Origin of the sequence: Vibrio sp. 10N.261.51.A4 (genome assembly GCF_041471945.1) — a bacterium.
GTDB classification, from domain to species: domain Bacteria; phylum Pseudomonadota; class Gammaproteobacteria; order Enterobacterales; family Vibrionaceae; genus Vibrio; species Vibrio crassostreae_C.
In genome coordinates, this window is sequence record NZ_JBFRPJ010000006.1 from 32,987 (window position 1) to 52,834 (window position 19,848).

18 protein-coding genes and 1 other RNA gene are annotated in these 19,848 nt (G+C 43.5%); 12 read left to right on the plus strand and 7 right to left on the minus strand.

Features of this window, described 5'->3' with window-relative positions; all coding sequences use genetic code 11:
• Window positions 1-214: 214 nt before the first annotated feature.
• The 3 genes from AB4384_RS02070 to smpB form a co-directional block, all read right to left on the minus strand.
• On the minus strand, window positions 215-1,489 hold the full coding sequence (locus tag AB4384_RS02070) for a tyrosine-type recombinase/integrase (RefSeq protein ID WP_372128794.1): 1,275 nt from the start codon (window positions 1,487-1,489) through the stop codon (window positions 215-217).
• A 96-nt stretch (window positions 1,490-1,585) separates the two neighbouring features.
• Window positions 1,586-1,952: a transfer-messenger RNA gene (gene ssrA / locus AB4384_RS02075) on the minus strand.
• Window positions 1,953-2,018: 66 nt separating this feature from the next.
• The gene (gene smpB / locus AB4384_RS02080) at window positions 2,019-2,504 is read right to left on the minus strand and encodes an SsrA-binding protein SmpB (RefSeq protein WP_004735156.1); all 486 of its coding nucleotides are present in this window, start codon (window positions 2,502-2,504) and stop codon (window positions 2,019-2,021) included.
• A gap of 119 nt (window positions 2,505-2,623) precedes the next feature.
• Between smpB and AB4384_RS02085 the strand changes: the two genes are divergently transcribed.
• The gene (locus AB4384_RS02085; protein WP_010438915.1) at window positions 2,624-3,052 is read left to right on the plus strand and encodes an SRPBCC family protein; all 429 of its coding nucleotides are present in this window, start codon (window positions 2,624-2,626) and stop codon (window positions 3,050-3,052) included.
• 3 nt (window positions 3,053-3,055) lie between these two features.
• Entirely contained in the window at window positions 3,056-3,364 is a 309-nt protein-coding gene (locus tag AB4384_RS02090) for an RnfH family protein (RefSeq protein ID WP_016796754.1), read from the plus strand.
• 171 nt (window positions 3,365-3,535) lie between these two features.
• Here AB4384_RS02090 and bamE read toward each other — a convergent pair whose 3' ends face one another.
• The 3 genes from bamE to nadK all read right to left on the minus strand — a co-directional run bounded on the left by bamE (window position 3,536) and on the right by nadK (window position 6,891).
• Window positions 3,536-3,895 (minus strand): outer membrane protein assembly factor BamE, encoded by a 360-nt coding sequence (gene bamE / locus AB4384_RS02095; RefSeq protein WP_010438918.1) that lies wholly within the window; start codon window positions 3,893-3,895, stop codon window positions 3,536-3,538.
• A 167-nt stretch (window positions 3,896-4,062) separates the two neighbouring features.
• Entirely contained in the window at window positions 4,063-5,727 is a 1,665-nt protein-coding gene (gene recN / locus AB4384_RS02100) for a DNA repair protein RecN (protein WP_017059862.1), read from the minus strand.
• Between the two features lie 279 nt (window positions 5,728-6,006).
• The gene (gene nadK, locus AB4384_RS02105) at window positions 6,007-6,891 is read right to left on the minus strand and encodes an NAD(+) kinase (protein WP_017059863.1); all 885 of its coding nucleotides are present in this window, start codon (window positions 6,889-6,891) and stop codon (window positions 6,007-6,009) included.
• A 143-nt stretch (window positions 6,892-7,034) separates the two neighbouring features.
• Here nadK and grpE point away from each other — a divergent pair, with 143 nt between their 5' ends.
• The 5 genes from grpE to dnaJ all read left to right on the plus strand — a co-directional run bounded on the left by grpE (window position 7,035) and on the right by dnaJ (window position 14,317).
• Window positions 7,035-7,616: a nucleotide exchange factor GrpE gene (gene grpE / locus AB4384_RS02110; RefSeq protein ID WP_017059864.1), complete on the plus strand. Its 582-nt coding sequence runs from the start codon at window positions 7,035-7,037 to the stop codon at window positions 7,614-7,616.
• Between the two features lie 392 nt (window positions 7,617-8,008).
• The gene (locus AB4384_RS02115) at window positions 8,009-9,283 is read left to right on the plus strand and encodes a dicarboxylate/amino acid:cation symporter (RefSeq protein WP_372082504.1); all 1,275 of its coding nucleotides are present in this window, start codon (window positions 8,009-8,011) and stop codon (window positions 9,281-9,283) included.
• 257 nt (window positions 9,284-9,540) lie between these two features.
• A complete protein-coding gene (locus AB4384_RS02120) occupies window positions 9,541-10,578 on the plus strand; it encodes a polysaccharide lyase family 7 protein (RefSeq protein ID WP_017059866.1) in 1,038 nt (345 codons plus the stop codon).
• A 392-nt stretch (window positions 10,579-10,970) separates the two neighbouring features.
• The gene (gene dnaK, locus AB4384_RS02125; RefSeq protein WP_017059868.1) at window positions 10,971-12,884 is read left to right on the plus strand and encodes a molecular chaperone DnaK; all 1,914 of its coding nucleotides are present in this window, start codon (window positions 10,971-10,973) and stop codon (window positions 12,882-12,884) included.
• Between the two features lie 284 nt (window positions 12,885-13,168).
• Window positions 13,169-14,317: a molecular chaperone DnaJ gene (gene dnaJ / locus AB4384_RS02130; RefSeq protein ID WP_017059869.1), complete on the plus strand. Its 1,149-nt coding sequence runs from the start codon at window positions 13,169-13,171 to the stop codon at window positions 14,315-14,317.
• 124 nt (window positions 14,318-14,441) lie between these two features.
• Here the strand turns inward: dnaJ and AB4384_RS02135 are convergent, their stop codons facing one another.
• Window positions 14,442-14,879 (minus strand): type IV pilin protein, encoded by a 438-nt coding sequence (locus AB4384_RS02135; RefSeq protein WP_017059870.1) that lies wholly within the window; start codon window positions 14,877-14,879, stop codon window positions 14,442-14,444.
• Between the two features lie 102 nt (window positions 14,880-14,981).
• Here AB4384_RS02135 and AB4384_RS02140 point away from each other — a divergent pair, with 102 nt between their 5' ends.
• The 5 genes from AB4384_RS02140 (at window position 14,982) to AB4384_RS02160 (ending at window position 19,747) form a co-directional block, all read left to right on the plus strand.
• Entirely contained in the window at window positions 14,982-15,530 is a 549-nt protein-coding gene (locus AB4384_RS02140) for a GspH/FimT family pseudopilin (protein ID WP_017059871.1), read from the plus strand.
• Window positions 15,514-16,140: a PilW family protein gene (locus AB4384_RS02145; RefSeq protein ID WP_029236419.1), complete on the plus strand. Its 627-nt coding sequence runs from the start codon at window positions 15,514-15,516 to the stop codon at window positions 16,138-16,140. Before AB4384_RS02140 ends, AB4384_RS02145 begins: the two co-directional genes overlap by 17 nt.
• The gene (locus AB4384_RS02150) at window positions 16,137-17,447 is read left to right on the plus strand and encodes a hypothetical protein (protein ID WP_372082507.1); all 1,311 of its coding nucleotides are present in this window, start codon (window positions 16,137-16,139) and stop codon (window positions 17,445-17,447) included. Before AB4384_RS02145 ends, AB4384_RS02150 begins: the two co-directional genes overlap by 4 nt.
• On the plus strand, window positions 17,437-17,886 hold the full coding sequence (locus tag AB4384_RS02155) for a prepilin-type N-terminal cleavage/methylation domain-containing protein (protein WP_017059874.1): 450 nt from the start codon (window positions 17,437-17,439) through the stop codon (window positions 17,884-17,886). The genes AB4384_RS02150 and AB4384_RS02155 overlap by 11 nt, the downstream gene beginning before the upstream one ends.
• Window positions 17,887-18,184: 298 nt before the next feature.
• The gene (locus tag AB4384_RS02160; RefSeq protein WP_017059875.1) at window positions 18,185-19,747 is read left to right on the plus strand and encodes an AbgT family transporter; all 1,563 of its coding nucleotides are present in this window, start codon (window positions 18,185-18,187) and stop codon (window positions 19,745-19,747) included.
• Window positions 19,748-19,848 lie beyond the last annotated feature (101 nt).

Here is a 19,848-nt window from a genome sequence, read left to right on the forward strand (position 1 = left end):
TCTAAAGGGAAGGTTCACGTCCGAATAGTAAAAAATCAGTCATGCTAAAAACCCTTACTCGATAAGTTTGATGATGGTCAAGTTTTTTTAAGCTGTTGATTGTAAATGATTTTAAATTACCACTCCTATTGAGTGCTTATTTTTTAGGCGTGAAAATAATTTAAAGTGGGCGTGAATTCACGCCCCAAAAAACGAGTCAAGCGTTTATATCAATTTAAATTTTAGTTAAGCGGGGAAGTTCAATAAGGTTAATTACTTCTTGAAGCTGGCTAACATCAAGTTCTTTTCCGTAACGATCGTAGGTAATGTTGTTTAAGGTGTGACCTAAGATTGCACCAGCGGCAATATGTGAAACCTGTTTTCGTTTGAACTGCGTAGCAACAGTATGACGGAAGGAATGAAAGTCGTGGCCTTTTCCAAAACCGAGCTTGCTTTTAAATCGGCCATACCACTTAGAAGCGGTGCTACCAAAGCCGTCTCGTGAGTCCTTCAGCTCAGGAAAAACACGCTCGTGTTTTACTGAATGTAGGTACTCAATGAAGCCTAGTTCTATCAAATTTCGGTGAATTGGAATAACACGACGGCTCGTCAAGTTTTTGAGTTTTTGTCCCTCATGTCGGTCATCAATATGAATTACCCAAATTCCATCTCGTTGGCAAATATCTGACTTGTAGAGCTGGCAGAGTTCATTCAGTCTAGCTCCCGTTAGGCTGGCAAGGACTGGTAGCCAGTAGTAGTAGGGGTGTTTGAACTGTCGCTTAGTATGAATCTCGGTACTAAATATTTTTTGTAAATCTCTGTTTGTATAGGCGTTTTTTGCTTCACTGTCTCTGCGCTGTTTGCGAAAGCGGATTGCCTTGAATGGGTTGATGTCAGTGAGTTCGTTCAAGTGGCACCACTCAAAGAACCCAGACATCTTCTGACAATAGTCTTTTACTGACTCTTCACTCAGTGTAGGCATATCGAGGCTATTATTGAGTTTAACCGCTTCCTTGGCTGTTAGACCTTTGAACTGAGGGTGTTTCTTCATGTTGACGGGATACTGCCGTAATAGCTGCACTGCGTCTTCTGCATCACGTCTGCGAATCTCAGGGAGGTGGGACTTTCCAAGTAAACCAAGAACGGTTTGGCACTTAGCTTTCAGCATTCCAACAGCCTTTGGCGATATATGCTGAGCTTTATAGCTACAAAAGCGTTCCAGCATCTTTTCTGGGCATAGCGTTTTAGTTTGTTTGGCTTTCGTTGCGGTGGGTGTTTTATCTTGGTTGAGAGGTTTTACTTGAGGTGATGTTGCGTTGATAGTTGGCGCTAAAATGGTACGACGAACCTGTATCTCTAGCTCTAACGCTAAAAGAATAGCTTTGTCTTTGTTGGATGTTTTCAGTGAGCGCTTGATCTCATGGAATCCATTAAACCGATGTCGATGCTCAGAGGGGATCTGATATCGGAACTGCCAAATACCGGATTTCGAGATAGATAAATAGTGCATGTCTTAGTACCAAAATGTAGTACAAACAGCCTAATATCGAAGTTATAAATACAAAAAGGTCGGTAAATCAGTGACTTACCGCCCTTTCCAAACGTTTGGTGGAGCTGGCGGGAGTTGAACCCGCGTCCAAAAATCATTCATCATTGGTACTACATGCTTAGTCGATCTTTAATTTCACCAGCAACCTGCGAACCGACACGCTAGTTAAAGGCTAACCTGAATTATAATTCGCGCTTTTCCTCTCAGGTGGGAGAAGCCACGCTAGCTAGTTTGGGTTTGATCTCTTATTGGTCCCCGTCTTACGAGCGGAAGCTAGGGTAAGAGAGCTCTGAGCAGGTTATTAAGCTGCTAGTGCGTAGTTTTCGTCGTTTGCGACTATTTTTTTGCGGCTTTTAACGTGGCCAACCGCCCCACGGCATGCACCTCAGACTTCAAAATTCCTGTCGAATCCTAAATCAGCCCCAAGTGTTATTTGCATAGTACCAGAAAAGCTTACCCTGTCTAGCACTGTGCGTTTAAGTGCTTAAAATTAACGCAAATTACTCTTCATAATTCGTGCTTTATCTCTCGCCCAATCTTTTTCTTTCATATCAGTACGTTTATCGTGCAGCTTTTTACCTTTCGCTACGCCAACTTTAATCTTCGCCCAAGAGCGAGACCAGTAAAGTGCGGTTGCGACAAGCGTCATGCCTTCACGGTTAATACGACCGATAAGGTTGTCGAGTTCTTTTCTCGACATTAATAGTTTACGGATACGTGTTGGGTTCGCCACGATATGAGTACTCGCTTGAGTTAGCGGAGTAATCGTCATACCACTGATGAATGCTTCGCCATCTCGGATGTATACGTAGCTTTCTGCGATATTGGTTTTGCCTTCACGTAGGGATTTTACTTCCCAGCCTTGTAGCTCAAGCCCCGCTTCTATCTCATCATCGATGAAATATTCGTGGCGAGCTTTCTTATTAAGCGCAATGGTATTACTACCGGCTTTTGATTTTGATTTATTCTTTGCCATAATGGCCTCATTATACGGAATGCGCCCTAGATGGGGAATCCTTTTTATTTGCGCTCTGGCCCAATACAATTAAAATTGCAGTTTGTGTTAATGTAACGCTGTCTTTAACAGGAGTCTATATGCCAAAGGTTACTCGTTCAGCATTAGTGTCTTTTAGTGCCGACCAGATGTTCAGCTTGGTCAATGATGTTGCTCGTTATCCTGAGTTTTTGCCAGGATGTTCTGGTTCTCGTGTGATCGAATCTTCAGATTCCGCGATGGTGGCTTCGGTTGATGTCTCTAAAGCTGGTATCAGTAAAACATTCACTACGTCGAATCGAATGGCGGATGGTGCTGAAATTTTAATGGAGCTGGTAGATGGCCCGTTTAAGAAGCTGGAGGGGGGCTGGTATTTCACTCCTCTAGACGACCAAGCATGTAAGGTTGAACTTAAACTAGAGTTTGAATTTTCTAGTCGAATGATTGAAATGGCATTTGGCAAGATTTTCAATGAACTGACAAGCAATATGGTCAGTGCTTTTACTCAACGAGCGAAACAGGTTTACTAAGCCATGACTATTGAATCAGATATGATCCACGTAGAAGTTGTGTTTGCGCTTCCACATGAGCAGCGTGTATTTACCTTAGTGGTAAATAAGAACGCGACCGTTGAAGAGATTATTGCGCAGTCTGGTGTTTTAGAGTTGTATCCAGAAATCGACTTGGCGAAAAATAAAGTTGGCGTATACAGCCGCAACGTTAAGTTAGATGCAACCGTTCGAGATAAAGATCGTATCGAAATTTATCGAGCACTGTTAGCCGATCCAAAAGAAATTCGCCGTAAGCGTGCTGAACAAGCGAAAGCGGCGGCTAAATCGTAATACCAAACAAATTTGAATGATAAAGAAGCTCGTATTAGCGAGCTTTTTTTCATCTGTTTGTTAGACAATACAGTCTACAGTCTCATTTGTTAGCAGATATTAAAAAGCCTGCTCATATGAGCAGGCTTTTGCGATTCTTGCTTTTGACTGGAAAGCTTTGTTAGTTGAAAGCTAGCGAAGGCTTTCGAAGAATTCATCACTGGCTTCAAAATCACCATTGATCGTCACTAAGGTGCCCGTTGCATCAAAGTTAACAACAAGATTTTTTTGAATCGAGTCTTCATGGCCTTTTGTGTGGTGGTAAATGTAGTACCACGTATCTGGGTAGCCATTTTCGATAAGCATAGGTGAGCCCATAACGTAACGAACTTGTGTTTTTGTCATGCCAAACTTGAGCTGATCGACAGCTTCCTGTTCAACATAGTTACCCTGATTGATGTCAATTCGATAAACCAACTTCTCTAATAGAGAGCAACCGGTCAACATTGTTAGTGCAAGTGGAACTGCAACTAACCACTTTTTAATTCGCATAGTTTGAGATCTTTCTTCGCTAAAATACTGCCTGATAATAAACAAGCTCCAGCAAGAAGTAAAAAGCTCCTTGCGCTTTGAGCTTGTTATGACTGGCAATTTTGAATTAAGTTGCAAAATTGCCAAGAATTTTCGGTAAATTATCAGAAAGTTGCTGAATATGTAACCTATGCTGCGATTAATAACTCTTTTGCATTGGCAAGCGTCGATTCGGTAATCTGGCTGCCACCAAGCAGTCGAGCAAGCTCTGAAACGCGTTGTTGCTCATCAAGCGTGTGCATTTGAGTCTCGGTTTTACCTGATTTAGTGTTCTTCGCTACAAAAAGTTGTTGGTGACCGCAACCGGCAACTTGAGGTAAGTGAGTCACGCACATAACTTGTGTCGATTCGCCTAGCTTACGTAGCATTTTTCCGACAACCGCAGCGGTTGGTCCACTGATACCCACATCGACTTCATCGAAAATCAGGCTTGGTGTATCCACTTTTTGCGCTGTGATCACCTGAATCGCTAATGAGATTCGTGATAACTCACCACCAGAGGCCACTTTCGCAATCGGCTGCATCGGTTGGCCTGGGTTGGTCGAAACAATGAAGGTCACGTTATCCATACCCAATGGAGAAGGGTGTGTGTTGGTGTTGTTCACTTCAATGGCAAACTGCGCTTTTTCCATGCTCAGTTCGTGCATGCTTTGCGTGATCAGCTTGTTGAGCTCTTTTGCGTAACGAGTTCGAGATTTATGAAGCTTTTCTGATTTAGCAACGAACGATTGGTATTGGTTTTCCACCTCGTTGGCCAGTTCTTCTAATTTTTCATCAGAGCAATCAAGCGCTTCAACTTGTTGTAGTAAGTCTTGATGGTGCTTATACAGCTCTTCAGGTAACACGTGGTGTTTACGAGACATCGACATCACTTTAGAGAAACGCTCCTCAACGTAAGCCATACGACCGGGATCAACATCAATGCTGTCTAGGTAGGTTCTTAACTCGTTGTTGGTCTCTTCGATCTGAATAATGGCTTCAGAAAGCAAGTTCGGTAACTCGGCCAATCTTTCATCTAGCTCAGCTAGCTGAATTAAGGAGTTATTGGCCGATTGCAGAATACCAAGCGCATTAACTTCTTCGCCTTCATAAATAAGCTCGATAGCTTGCTGACAGGTTGTGGCCAGTTCTCCGCTATTGGAGAGGCGCTTATGCTCTTGTTCGAGGTCTTCATATTCTTCCTCCCCAATAGACAGCTCATTTAACTCTTTGATTTGGTATTCAAGAAGTTGTTTTTGAGCTTGGTTTTGCTGGCTATTTTCACGTAACTCTTTTAAGTGGTTATCCGCTTGTCGCCATGCTTGGTAAGCATTACGTGTCGATTTCAATAGGTTCAAGTGGCCTGCGTATTGATCAAGCATGGCCATTTGATAATCGCTTTTCATCAACTGGTGATGCGCGTGTTGACCATGGATGTTGATCAACAGTTGTCCAAGTGATTTCAATTGCGAAAGAGGGACAGGGCTACCGTTGATGAATGCACGAGAACGACCTTCTTTTGAGATGGTTCTGCGCAGGATGCACTCACTGCCATCAAGCAATTCGTTGTCTTCTAACCAGCGGGTTGCATGCAGATTGTTCTCAAGTAAAAAAGCGGCACTGACTTCGGTTTTTTCTTCACCTTGTCGAACCATTCCTGCATCGGATCTTCCCCCAAGACATAAGCCTAAAGCATCGATAGCGATAGATTTACCCGCACCAGTTTCCCCGGTGATTGTTGTCATGCCTTTAGATAGTTCTAGCTGTAAAGACTTAACAATAGCGAAATTATTAACACTTAAATGAGCCAGCATTTTTATTTACCTGTATAACTGAACAATACTGTATATAAGTTCAGTATATACTGTTTCTTTATACAGTAAAGTCGACAGGTGAAAATTTTTTGCGACCGTTATCAGAATTGAGGTTGTTCGTAGATCACTGAAACCGCTATAGATTCCCAACTCAGTCGTTCCTCCCTCTTGGGAGTGGAGGTATAAGGAACTGCAGAGAAGCTAGAGCCGACGGGCTTTTACTGGCAATAAAAAGGCTGACGAATGTCGTCAGCCTTTTTAAAATCGTTCGCTTTTCACTTAGAACAGCTTGCTCGACCAGCCTAGCTTGTTACGTAGAACGTGGTAGTAGTTGTAGTCTTTAGGGTGGATCAGTTTGAGCACATTTGGGCTTTGGTAAATGTGGATCTCATCACCAGGAGAAACCGGTAGCGAGATTTGACCATCACAGCTCACTTCCTGAGTTCCACGGTTATCAGGCGATACGATAAGCTTAATACGACGCTTGCCATCCACCACTAATGGGCGGCTTGAAAGGGTGTGCGGGAACATTGGCACGAGTGAGATAGCATTTAGGCTTGATGACAGGATAGGGCCGCCGCCGGAAAGCGAGTAGGCGGTAGAACCTGTCGGTGTTGAGACGATTAAGCCATCAGAGCGCTGTGAGAAGGCGAAGCTGTCATCGATATACACTTCGAACTCGATCATGTGAGCAACTTGGCCGGGGTGCAGTACAGCCTCATTAAGTGCTGCATTGTGGCTTTTTACCTGGCCGTGACGATGAATTTCCGTTTCAAGTAAGAAGCGCTCTTCTTCCATGAACTCGCCTTTGAGTACATCAGTAAGCGCACTCTGGAAGTTTTCAGGGTTGAGATCGGTTAGGAAACCAAGATTGCCTCGGTTAACACCAATTACTGAAATGTCGAAACGTGACAAAATTCTAGCCGCACCGAGCATATTTCCATCACCACCCACAACAATTGCGAGATCGGCACGTTTACCCAATTCAATCAGGCTAGAAAAATGTTCTTGTGGGATATCGTCCAAAATGCTGGAGAGCCTATCATCAACAAACACTTGATAACCCTCAGTACTTAACCACTGATAGAGCTCTCTATGAGTCTGAATTGCTTGCTGATCTCGAGGTTTACCAATAATTGCGATGACTTCAAATGGCTTTTTCATAACGTTTCCAAACGAATTAGGCTTGAATCAAAATTCTTCATCCCCATAATAAAGGCAAGTTGAACGTCTATGCGAGTGTTTTATATCAATTTGAGGCGCAAACACGCCTGTCACTGGCATTGAAAACGAATTCTGGAGATATCATGAGCAACGAAGAAAACAAAGTAACCGAAGAAGAACTAGATCAGATCATTGCTGAAGCTGAGAAAGTTGAAGAAGCTGAACTGAATGAAGACGCGGCTGATGAGCAGGAATCAAAAATTGCTCAACTAGAAGCCGCACTGCTTTCTAGTGAGTCTAAAGTGAAAGAGCAGCAAGATTCTGTTCTTCGCGCAAAGGCTGAAGTTGAGAATATGCGTCGTCGTACTGAGCAAGAAGTGGATAAAGCACGTAAATACGCGCTAAACAAATTCGCTGAAGGCCTACTACCTGTTATCGATAACCTAGAGCGTGCAGTACAAGCTGCAGATGCTGAGAACGAAGCGGTTAAGCCGATTCTTGAAGGTGTTGAGCTAACTCACAAAACGTTCGTAGATACAGTGGCTAAATTTGGTCTTACAGAGATCAACCCTGAAGGTGAAGCATTCAACCCTGAATTCCACCAAGCCATGTCTATTCAAGAAAGCCCAGACCACGAGTCAAACACTGTGATGTTTGTTATGCAGAAAGGCTACGAGCTTAACGGCCGTGTTATTCGCCCTGCAATGGTAATGGTTGCTAAGTAATTGAGTGGCCGCTTGCTAAGCAGTTGATTATTGCAGTTGTGAAGTAAGACAATAGCGGCGACAAAACAATTCACTGGTTAACGTGAAATGAAAAGAGAGGCATATGCCTCTCTTTTTTTATGCCTGTAACTTGAGAGTCCACGTGAATAGTCACCAAAATCGCATTAAGAATGTCGTTCTTTTTATTTTATCCAGAACAGTAATTTAGAGTTTTATATTATGAAACTGGTTGTTAATGAAGAAATGTTTTGATGTCACACTTGTAATGTTTTTGTAAATAAATGCTTTTAATTGTTACCTTTGTATGTAAAATCCACTGCAATATAGCGATTTGGGTCGCATATATAACTATAAAAGTACAATTTTTAAACACAACAAACTGGAGAAGAACGATGGATAAATCGCTCTCAAGTAAGATTTTTGTAGGCTTGTTTGCCGGCCTTATTATTGGTACTGCTATTCAGTACCTATTCAGCGGCATTGCTATTTTTGATACGTACCTACTCGGCGCAGCTGAAGGTGCTGGTGGTATGTTCGTATCACTTATCAAGTTGCTTGTAGTACCTCTTGTATACGTATCTATTGTTTGCGGTATCGTTGAGCTAAAAGATATTCGTTCATTTGGTCGTCTTGGTGGTAAAACCTTTGGTCTTTACATTATTAACACCATCATCGCGATTTCAGCAGCGCTAACGATTGGTCTTATTTTCCAACCAGGTGCAGGTGCGAACCTTGCGGGTACGGTTTCTGAGACAATTGCGCTTACAACAACTGAAACACCAGACATCTTCTCTCTTGTTGTTAACATCGTTCCTAGCAACCCTGTAGAAGCGTTCGCAAGCGGCGACATGCTACAAATCATCTTCATGGCAATTTTGACAGGTCTTGCTATTCAAGCGCTTGATTCTCGTGGTGGCCCAGCTATCAAGACATTCAAGATGGCTAACGAAATCATGATGAAGCTTATCGGCCTAGTAATGAGCTTGGCGCCTTACGGTGTATTTGCTCTGATGATTCAACTGGGCGCAACACTGGATGCAGACACGCTAATGTCAGTTGCTGGCTATGTGGCGCTTGTGGTTGCAATGCTTGTGTTCTGGATTTTCTTCTTCTATCCAATGATGGTTGGTTCATTCACTGGTATTTCTCCAAAGCAGTTCCTACGTGCAACTCGTGAGCAAGTTCTATTCTCACTATCTACAGCAAGTTCGAATGCAACAATCCCAGTAACAATGCGTACTCTTACTGACAAACTAAACGTATCTAAGTCAGTAGCAGGTTTCGGTGTACCACTAGGTGCAACAATGAACATGTCTGGTGTATCTATCTACATCGCACTAGCAACTATGTTCGTAGCAAACGCGTTTGGTCAGCCAATCAACACTGCTGATATCTTCACTCTTGGTCTAACTATCCTGCTACTGTCTATCGGTGCTGGTGGTGTTCCTGGTGGCGGTGTTGTGATGGTAGGTGTTCTATTGCACCAACTAGGTTTACCACCAGAAGGTCTAGCGATTGTTGCTGCTGTTGACCGTATCTGTGACATGTTCTGTACTTCTTCAAACGTAGTGGGTGACACAGCGGTGAACACTATCGTTGCTAAATCTGAAAACGAAATTGGCGTTGAAGCTAACGAAGAAGCTGAGCTGCAAAAAGCAGAAGTTTAATTCTTAATTAAGACTCAATAACTGCGAAGCCCCGCTCAACCAGAGCGGGGCTTTTTTGTTTCTGATGATAAGTGCTTTGGGCTATCTGATAACCTGGCTAAAAATATCTTTGATTGGTGTTAAGTCTCATTTTTTCTTTTTACTCGTGCCGAATTGGCCATCAGTTTTCAATCTTTAATATAGATCACATATAATAATACAATATTATTTTATTGTTCTGACAACCTACATTATGACGACATAAAGGAAACCCAATAATGAAGCTGTCTTACCTTAGCCTACTGACTGCCAGCCTTTTAGCCGCTCCCGCTCTTGCTTCTAATCACGATATTGGTCAACAGTTCAATCTTGACCCTGCAAAAGCACCAGCACAAAACTTCGATTTATCTAAATGGAAAATTAACTTACCGGAGCTGACGACTGAAGGGTCTAGAAAAGGTAAAACGCTGGAGATTGGTAAAAAGGAACTGTCGAATGTAGACACGCCTTACGTTCACCCTAAATGGTTCTACACGGATGCTGAATCTGGTGCGATGGTGTTTGTGGCTCCGAATACAGCTCCAACGACGCCAAACAGTAAAAACACGCGTAGTGAGCTAAGAGCGATGCTAGCGGATAGCTACTCTGCGCCGAGCAACAACTTCGCGATTTCAAGCCATAAGAACGCGGAAGAGTTTGGCTCTATCGGTGGCCAGATGACGGCAACACTTTCTGTTGATCAGGTGAGCACCAGCGGTAATTATAAGAAAACCGGTGCATTCTCTGTGGTTATTGGTCAAATCCATGGGTCGGATAATGAGCCACTGAAAATTGTTTACCGCAAGTTGCCAGAACATGAGCATGGTTCGTTAACGTGGAACTATGAGTTAAACCCGCCGACAGAGATGAAAAACGCGAAGGATGAAAACGGAAAGAAACTTCGTAAAGACATTCGCCATGATGTATTTGGTCAATACAATCTGAAAAAAGGCAGCTCGGACCCTGCTGATGGCATCAAGCTAGGTGAAGTGTTCTCATATGATGTGAATATCAAAGATAACATCATGCACTTAACCTTTACTAAAAATCCAAATTCAGCCGATCCTATTGTGAAGACCTATGATGTTGACTTGGCAAAGGGCAAATATCAGGGACACGATATCGATCTTGGTTACGGTCAAGACTGGATGTACTTCAAAGCGGGTGCGTATAACCAGTGTAATACTAAGAAGTCGAGTTCTGCCTGTGAGTGGCGTGGTATGGAAGCGGGTGACTACACCCAAGCAAGCTTCTACCAGTTAGTTCTTAATCAATAATATTGCCGAATCAAAAATAGTGCAGAATCAATAACGGTTCGACTCGCTGTTAGTTGAAAAAAGACCTTCCATATGAAGGTCTTTTTTTATGGCATCTGGAATAGGGTTGAGGTTTCAATGTGGCGACAAATGCGAGAGTTTCTCAACATTGGAGCCTTAATTGGCAAGGGATCGGTCACTTTTTACCTTTATGTAAAAAGATACGGGAAAAAATAGATTTTTTTTACTTATTCCCTTGAAAACCAGTTTGCAGCCCTTATCTATGGTGCATACGAAAGCAAATTACATTTGCACTTAAATTTTGTGTATTAGGGTTGAATCCCTGATTACCGCCCCCCACATATGTGGGTATAGCAAAAAACTAATATAGATTATATTTCGGAGATAGCCTGATGGGTCGAATCATTGGTATTGATTTAGGTACTACTAACTCTTGTGTTGCTGTTTTAGACGGCGACAAACCACGCGTACTAGAAAATGCTGAAGGCGAACGCACAACAGCATCGGTAATCGCATACACTGACGGCGAGACGCTAGTTGGTCAACCTGCGAAACGTCAAGCAGTTACTAACCCTCAAAACACGCTATACGCAATTAAGCGTCTAATCGGTCGTCGTTTTGAAGATGAAGAAGTTCAACGCGATATCGAAATCATGCCTTTCAACATTGTTAAGGCTGACAACGGTGATGCATGGGTTGAAGCGCAAGGCCAAAAAATGGCTGCTCCTCAAGTATCTGCTGAAGTTCTTAAGAAAATGAAGAAAACAGCTGAAGACTTCCTAGGCGAAGAAGTAACTGGCGCAGTTGTTACTGTTCCTGCTTACTTCAACGATGCTCAACGTCAAGCAACGAAAGATGCTGGCCGTATCGCTGGTCTAGATGTTAAACGTATCATCAACGAACCAACAGCTGCTGCTCTAGCTTACGGCCTAGACAAGCAAGGTGGTGATCGCACTATCGCTGTATACGACCTTGGTGGTGGTACATTCGATATCTCTATCATCGAAATCGATGAAGTAGAAGGCGAGAAAACTTTCGAAGTTCTTTCAACTAACGGTGACACTCACCTTGGTGGTGAAGATTTCGATAACCGCATGATCAACTACCTAGTAGATGAGTTCAAGAAAGAGCAAGGTATCGACCTTAAAGCTGATCCACTAGCAATGCAGCGTGTTAAAGAAGCAGCAGAAAAAGCGAAAATCGAGCTTTCTTCTACTACTCAAACTGACGTAAACCTACCTTACGTTACTGCTGATGCGACTGGTCCTAAGCACATGAACATCAAAGTGACTCGTGCGAAGCTTGAGTCTCTAGTTGAAGACCTAGTTCAACGTTCTCTTGAGCCACTAAAAGTTGCTCTAGCGGATGCTGACCTATCTGTAGGCGAAATCACTGACGTTATCCTAGTTGGTGGTCAAACTCGTATGCCTATGGTTCAAGCTAAAGTAACTGAATTCTTCGGTAAAGAGCCACGTAAAGACGTGAACCCTGACGAAGCTGTTGCAATGGGTGCTGCTGTTCAAGGTGGTGTACTAGCTGGTGACGTTAAAGACGTTCTACTACTAGACGTTACTCCTCTATCTTTCGGTATCGAAACGATGGGCGGCGTGATGACTAAGCTTATCGAGAAAAACACAACTATCCCTACTAAAGCGGATCAAGTGTTCTCTACAGCTGAAGACAACCAAAACGCAGTAACTATCCACGTTCTTCAAGGTGAGCGTAAGCAAGCGACTTACAACAAGTCTCTTGGTCAGTTTAACCTAGAAGGTATCCAACCAGCACCACGTGGCATGCCACAAATCGAAGTAACATTCGACCTAGATGCTGATGGTATCCTGAACGTATCTGCTAAAGATAAAGCAACAGGTAAAGAGCAGAAGATCACTATCCAAGCATCAGGCGGCCTGTCTGAGGAAGAGATCGAAGCAATGGTACAAGAAGCAGAAGCTAACAAAGAAGCGGACAAAAAGTTCGAAGAGCTAGTAACTGCACGTAACCAAGCTGACCAAATGATTCACGGCACTAAGAAGCAAGTAGAAGAAGCTGGTGAAGCTCTACCTGCAGACGAGAAAGCTAAAATCGAAGCGGCTATCACTGCACTAGAAGAAGTTAAGTCTGGTAACGATAAAGAAGCTATCGACGCTAAAGTTCAAGAACTTATGCAAGCAGCTCAAAAGCTAATGGAAATTGCTCAACAGAAAGCTCAAGCTGAACAAGCTGGTGCTGACGCTGGTGAACAACCTAAGCAAGACGACGATGTTGTAGACGCTGAGTTTGAAGAAGTTAAAGAAGACAAAAAATAATTTCGTCGCAGAGTAGCCTGATTTCGTTATCGGAAGTGTCCACCTACTAACGTAGGCTCCGCGCTTCCACTTAGGACTCAAGCTATCTGCTTAGAAATTTGTCTCAAAGACTTATTATTGCGGGCGTCAGAGGTAACTCTCACGCCCGTAAATTTGTATTTAGACTTGTCGATCTAGATAATAGCTTTATTCGGCATTTCAGCCGGCAGAACTTTTATCTAGATTGATACACAGACTACTGAAGTGATCATTCGGTAGTAGCAATTATTTTGGTGACCTAGAACATGTCAAAACGTGATTTTTACGAAGTATTAGGCGTAAGCCGCGATGCATCAGAGCGCGATATTAAAAAAGCGTACAAACGCTTAGCGATGAAATTCCACCCGGACCGTAACCAGGGTGATGAGACCGCAGCAGATAAGTTTAAAGAAGTAAAAGTAGCGTACGAGATCCTAACCGATTCTCAAAAGAAAGCAGCTTACGACCAATACGGTCATGCAGCCTTTGAACAAGGTGGCATGGGCGGCGGCGGTGGTTTCGGCGGCGGTGGCCAAGGTGACTTCGGCGATATCTTCGGTGACGTATTTGGCGACATCTTCGGCGGCGGTCGTCGTGGTGGCGGTCAACAGCGTGCACAACGTGGTTCAGATCTACGTTACAACATGGAACTTTCTCTAGAAGAAGCGGTTCGTGGTGTTTCTAAAGAAATCGAAGTACCAACACTTGTAGAGTGTGATACTTGTGACGGCAGCGGCGCGAAAGCGGGTTCTTCTGCACAAACGTGTGGCACTTGTCATGGCCACGGCCAAGTACAAATGCGCCAAGGTTTCTTTGCGGTTCAACAGACTTGTCCTACTTGTAACGGTAAAGGCAAGATCATCAAAGACCCATGTAACTCATGTCATGGTCAAGGTCGCAAACAGAAGACGAAAACACTTAACGTTAAGATCCCTGCTGGTGTTGATACTGGCGATCGTATTCGTCTATCAGGCGAAGGCGAAGCGGGAGAGCAAGGCGCTCCAGCTGGCGATCTGTACGTACAAGTACACGTAAAAGAACACAACATCTTTGAACGTGACGGCAACAACCTTTACTGCGAAGTACCAGTAAGCTTCTCTATGGCTGCTCTAGGCGGTGAAGTTGAAGTTCCAACACTGGATGGTCGTGTAAACCTTAAGGTACCAGAAGAGACACAAACGGGCCGTATGTTCCGTATGCGTGGCAAGGGCGTGAAAGGCGTTCGTGGTGGCGGTGTGGGCGATCTAATCGTTAAGCTAGTGGTTGAGACTCCAGTTAAGCTAAGCGCTCGCCAGAAAGAATTACTGCGTGAATTCGAAGAAACCTGTGGTGGTGAAGCGGCAAGCAAGCATAAGCCAAAGTCTGAAGGTTTCTTTAGCGGCGTTAAAAACTTCTTCGATGACCTAACTAAGTAATTAGATTGTTGATACTTTAAGTTGTTGATAAAATTAAAAAACCTGCTCATGTAGCAGGTTTTTTTTGTATCTCAAACCTGGTTCTTTCTCTTTCTCTTTCTCTTCACCTGAAACCCTCATCACACTACATCCAGCAGGCTTCTGGGTATTCGACATTAGCACTGTCGAGAGTGAGCACTTTATGGTTTTGTCCATCGAAGCAGTTGTCTTTATCTTGACCTACTCCCGACTGAGGTGTTGCTGTAATCGTATAGGCAGCAGAAGCCGAACTGGTGACACTGAAAACAAAACGACTCGCTTCGGTATCGCAGATCAAACAATCGCTTCCCGAAACAATACCACTCCAGTCATAACCGCTGTCATAGGCTGCTTCTAGTTCTAATTGAATTCGAGCTATGTCAGCGAGTGCGCTAGTTCGATGTCCAGTCACTACGTGGTTGGTATAGCTCGGATAGGCGATAGCCCCCAAAATCCCAATGATGGCAACCACAATCAATAACTCGATCAATGTCATCCCTTTTACGCGCGTGTTGTTGCTGTTGCATTTATTTTTTCGAATCATCACGAGGACTTCCTTTTCACTTATCTGGCTATTTTTCCTTAGTGTTAGCATGTGCGCAAGGTTGAGTACGGTTGCTCAAGTTATTACATAGGAATTTGGGAAATGACTCGCGGGTTTACGCTATTAGAGCTGCTGATTACTGTAGTGGTGCTTTCAGTGCTACTGGCTGCGGCTGCCCCTAGTTTTAGTTCTTTGTTGGCTTCTTCTAAACTGCAGCGCTTAGCCCCTGAGGTTCATAGTTTTCTTATTACTGCCCGATCAGAAGCGGTCACTCGTAACCAAGAGCTTTATGTTTTGTTCTTGGTTTCAGGTGCCTTAGGTGGAACCGAAAGTTCTGATGGTGATTGGGATATGGTGTTGAGCAGTTCAACATTTTACGTTTCTGATAATGTACTTATGCATCTTGATGGTTCGGCATATAGAGGTATAAAAGTAGACTTTAATTTCTCCAATAGTACTTCAATTGCGATCGATAACGTCAGGGGACGTTTTCGAGACGGTAATGTTTCACTCGCCTCCACGAATGCGCTGTCGGATGTACTTTCAATCATCGCATCGAAAACGACAGGGCGGATCCGAATTTGCAGCAGTGACCCAAACAGCGATGGGCGCAATAGCATAGGTCATTATGGTTATGAGATCTGTGGCTAGGAGTGTTCAAGGTAGTACCTTGGTCGAAATGTTAGTGGCCTCTGTGATCGGTGTGATTGTTATCGGTACTATCGGCTCGGTATTTGTTACCAACCAACGTTTGAGTTCAGAAAAGAGCTTGGAGCTGCTCTTATCTCAGAACCTATTCGCTACTACTCAAATGATGAAAGAGGAGCTCTGGCGAGCCGGTTATGATGCAGACTCTGGACAATCAGTGAAGCTATCGGGCGCTGCCAATACGATTTATACCTTTCAATCCAGTGCCAGTGAATCTTACGTTGGTTTTGTTTATCGACAAAACAGCGCATCTTCGGCCTATCGAAACATTGTCTATCAATTTAAGGGTAATAAGCTGAACTATTGCCAAGAAGAATCTTCTTATTTATTAGATATCACTCAGATTACGTCATCTGGTTTGGGAGCAATGACATGTGAAAGTTTGTTTTTCGAAAAGCAAATAGAAGTAGAACTTTTTTTGGTTTCTGTAACTGAGTTATCTAACAGTCTGGCAACCTCGCAAAGAGTCGATATCGCTCTAGAAGCTTCTCTTGTGAATGCAGATGAAAGTCAGAGAGTAGTGACTTCAGTGGTACAAAGGAATTGGCAATGATGCGATTAAAGCAAAATGGAGCGGTAACACTACTTCTAGTCAGTATTCTATTGATTGGTGTGCTGATCGTTTCTCTTGGTAGCTTTAAAACCACTTTTTACCAAATAAAGCGTGCTCAAAACGAGGTTCAAGCTCGCAAAGAACATTGGACCGCCGAGGGGGGATTGGAGTGTGGTCTAAGCGTTATTATTGAAAACAGCAGTACCGCGATCCCAGGTGATCTCCTGGATTCCTGTAGCAACAAGCTTTCTTCATTAGATAAATCATCCGATAACGCTAATATCCTTGTCTCAACCGCCAACAGAACATCGATTAATAAAGAAATTCGATTTTCTAATGATTCGGGTTTGGGGGCCATACAAGCAATATCGGCTCTCGAAATTATTTCCGAGGACATCATGGATATCGACCCTGAACTCAGTGAAACCAGTAACAACGGTGTATATGAGTGTGTGGCAGTTCGGTTTTTCGACTCTGTTATACACACCAAAGGTACAGGGGGGAGCTTAACCACCGTTTCTAATCCTGAGAATGCACCTGCAGATTTTAGCGCTTGTAAAGATGCGGTAACTGACTTGAGTGAGAGCGCAACGATTACCGCATCGGGTAGTGATCCTAGCGGTGCTTTTATGAGTGATTACGTTCATGACACCAATCTAAATGGTTTCGAAAACTACTTCGGGGTAAAGAAAACAACGGACAATATCAACGCCCTTAAAAGTAATGAATATGAGGTAATAAACCTATTAGAGACGGATTCTCACGGGAATACCGTGCATGTAGATTTCGATTCAAACACAAATAAATACGTGGGCAAGGAGTGCAGTACTCGAATCAATGATGCCTTTTCAGCTGGTAAAACTAAGGTGTGGGTCATTGGGGACTGTGTAGTTTGGCACCCAGCCATTAATATTGTGGATAGTGCAGGAACGATCACACCACGATCTTTAGTGGTCGAAAATGGGATTTTCGCAAATGGAAACGCCAGTGTACTTGATGGTGCTTTTTATCACTTGAATGACATGAGTGTCTTCAAGGACGCTTCAGGTGCTGAAAAAAACACGGACTTTCTTGCTGATAGTTGGGATAAGTTACCAGCAACGATGGATTACTCTTTATTGGTTGAAGAAAATAGTACCTATATAGCTAACGCTTCCTTCTTCCCTAAAGGAGGCATATTTTTGGATTCAATCGGGGGGCTTTCTACGATTAAAGGCTCGATGAATCTAGATTATCGAGGAGAATACAACCCGCATGATGAACCTGTCGAAATACAGTGGAAAAAGGGCTCATGGAGTGATTTCTAACCAGCGTGGTTTTAGTTTACTTGAAGTACTTATCTCTTTTCTACTGGTGGGCGTGGCCGCGTTAGGCATGGTCAAGCTGCAGACCTACACTGAGCAGAAAGCCGACTATGCGATTCAGAGTATCGAAGCGCTGCATTTTGCAGAAAGGCAGATGGAGTATTATCGAACTCGGGCGTCTAATGCGAGTGGGGCGGTAGGTTTAATTCCTTTTTCAGAACTAAATCAGGCGAGTCATTGTCTCAACACAGCAAGTTCAGATCCTTTATCCGGTTTGTCGGGGTCTGCCTATGCCATGACTTGTGAAGTGACTAATGCAAACGGTGCTCTGTCTAGCGCATTAAAAAGCATTACTGTCACAATTGCATGGCAAGATCGTATGAACCACGCACAAAGTATTTACCTCGAAACTATGCTCTCCAAATACAGTGAGTTTGATTGACCCTCAAGCAAACGTTTACTGCATGCCAAGGCTCATGCTACCCCTTTTACTGATAATTTTCACTCCTCGGACATTGTTTACGTGCTAGTTAAAACTCTGTATATGGAATGGTGTTTTTTATGTTTTTATATTGTTGTGGTTGTATGGTATTTTTGCAAAATATGTCTCCATTTATGGAAAATTAGGTGGAATCTTGTGCTTTTTAACAACGACTTTAATAGAATATGTGCTGTATCAATAGGCCGTGGTCAAAACTTATATTAGGCCTAAACAAAACAACATCACATATGGAGTTACAATGAGTAACCAAGCCGTAAAAAAAGCACCATCGACTGAGAAGATCAGTGGTATGGACCGCTTTCTAAACTTCATTGAACGCGCCGGCAACAAAATTCCAGATCCAGCAATCCTGTTCTTCTGGGCTCTAGTTATTGTATGGGTAGCATCTGCACTTTTATCGAATCTTTCATTCGACTTAATCAACCCTCAAACGGGTGCTGCTCTTGAAGTAAACAACCTACTAACTGGTGAAGCGCTTGCTAGCTTCCTAGCGAATATGGTTACCACGTTCACAGGCTTCGCACCTCTAGGCATCGTACTTGTTGCTATGCTAGGTGTTGGCGTTGCAGACTCTTCAGGCTTCATTACGACTGGCCTTAAGAAGATGCTTAACTTCACGCCAGCTAAGCTACTAACGCCGATGCTAATCTTGGTTGCTATCGTGTCTCACACAGCAGCTGATGCAGGTTACGTTCTAGTAATCCCTCTTGGCGGTATCATCTTCCACGCTGCGGGTCGTCACCCTCTAGCGGGTATTGCAGCAGCGTTTGCTGGTGTATCAGGTGGTTTCTCAGCGAACTTTATCCCTTCAGGTATTGATCCGCTACTAGCTGGTTTCACTCAAACAGCGGCAAACGTTCTTGACCCTGCATATGTGATCAACCCTCTAGCGAACATCTTCTTTACTGGTTTGTCTTCAATTCTAATTGTGGCAATTGGTTGGTACGTTACAGAGAAAATTATCGAGCCTCGTCTTGCTAATACGCCTGTAGATGAAGATGCAGAACAAGCACCTGATCTAGGTACGTTCACAGCCATTGAATCTAAAGCATTCAAATTCGCTGGTTGGGCAATGGTTGCCGGTATTGGTCTGCTTATCGCGGCTCTAATGCCTGAAAACTCAGCACTTCGTTCACCTGAAGGCGAATTAACGGCGTTCTCAGCACCAGTAATGAAGTCTATCGTTCCTCTGATCTTCATCCTGTTTATTATTCCGGGTATCGTCTACGGCCGTGTAGCGGGTACATTCAAGAATAGTAATGATGTTATCAAAGCAATGTCTGAGACGATGGCAACGATGGGCGCATACATTGTAATGTCGTTCTTCTGTGCTCAGTTCCTATCTGCATTCGCTCAATCAAACATCGGTACTATGCTGGCACTTTACGGTGCTGAAGGCTTGAAAGCGATGGACCTTCCAGGTGAAGCAACGGTTGTTGGTATGATTCTACTAACGGCTGCAGTTAACCTTCTTGTTGGTTCTGCTTCAGCTAAGTGGGCACTGATTGGTCCTATCCTAGTTCCAATGCTAATGGTTGTGGGTATCTCTCCTGAGCTATCTCAAGCGGCTTACCGTGTAGGTGACTCAGTGTCTAACATCATCTCTCCACTAATGGTGTTCTTCCCACTGGTTGTTGTTTACTGTCAGCGCTACGTTAAGTCGACAGGTATCGGTACTCTAGCTTCTCTAATGATGCCATTCTCGATTGCGATGTTAATCGGTTGGTCTATCTTCTTGCTAGCTTACTGGGCTCTTGGTATCCCACTAGGTATCCAAGCACCTTATACTTACACAATGTAAGATTGAACTAAGCAAAACTAAGCTTTATTCATTGCTAAGCCCGCACCGAAATGTGCGGGCTTTTTTTCGCTATTTTTTCCGTTTTTTATATCCAAGGTTTT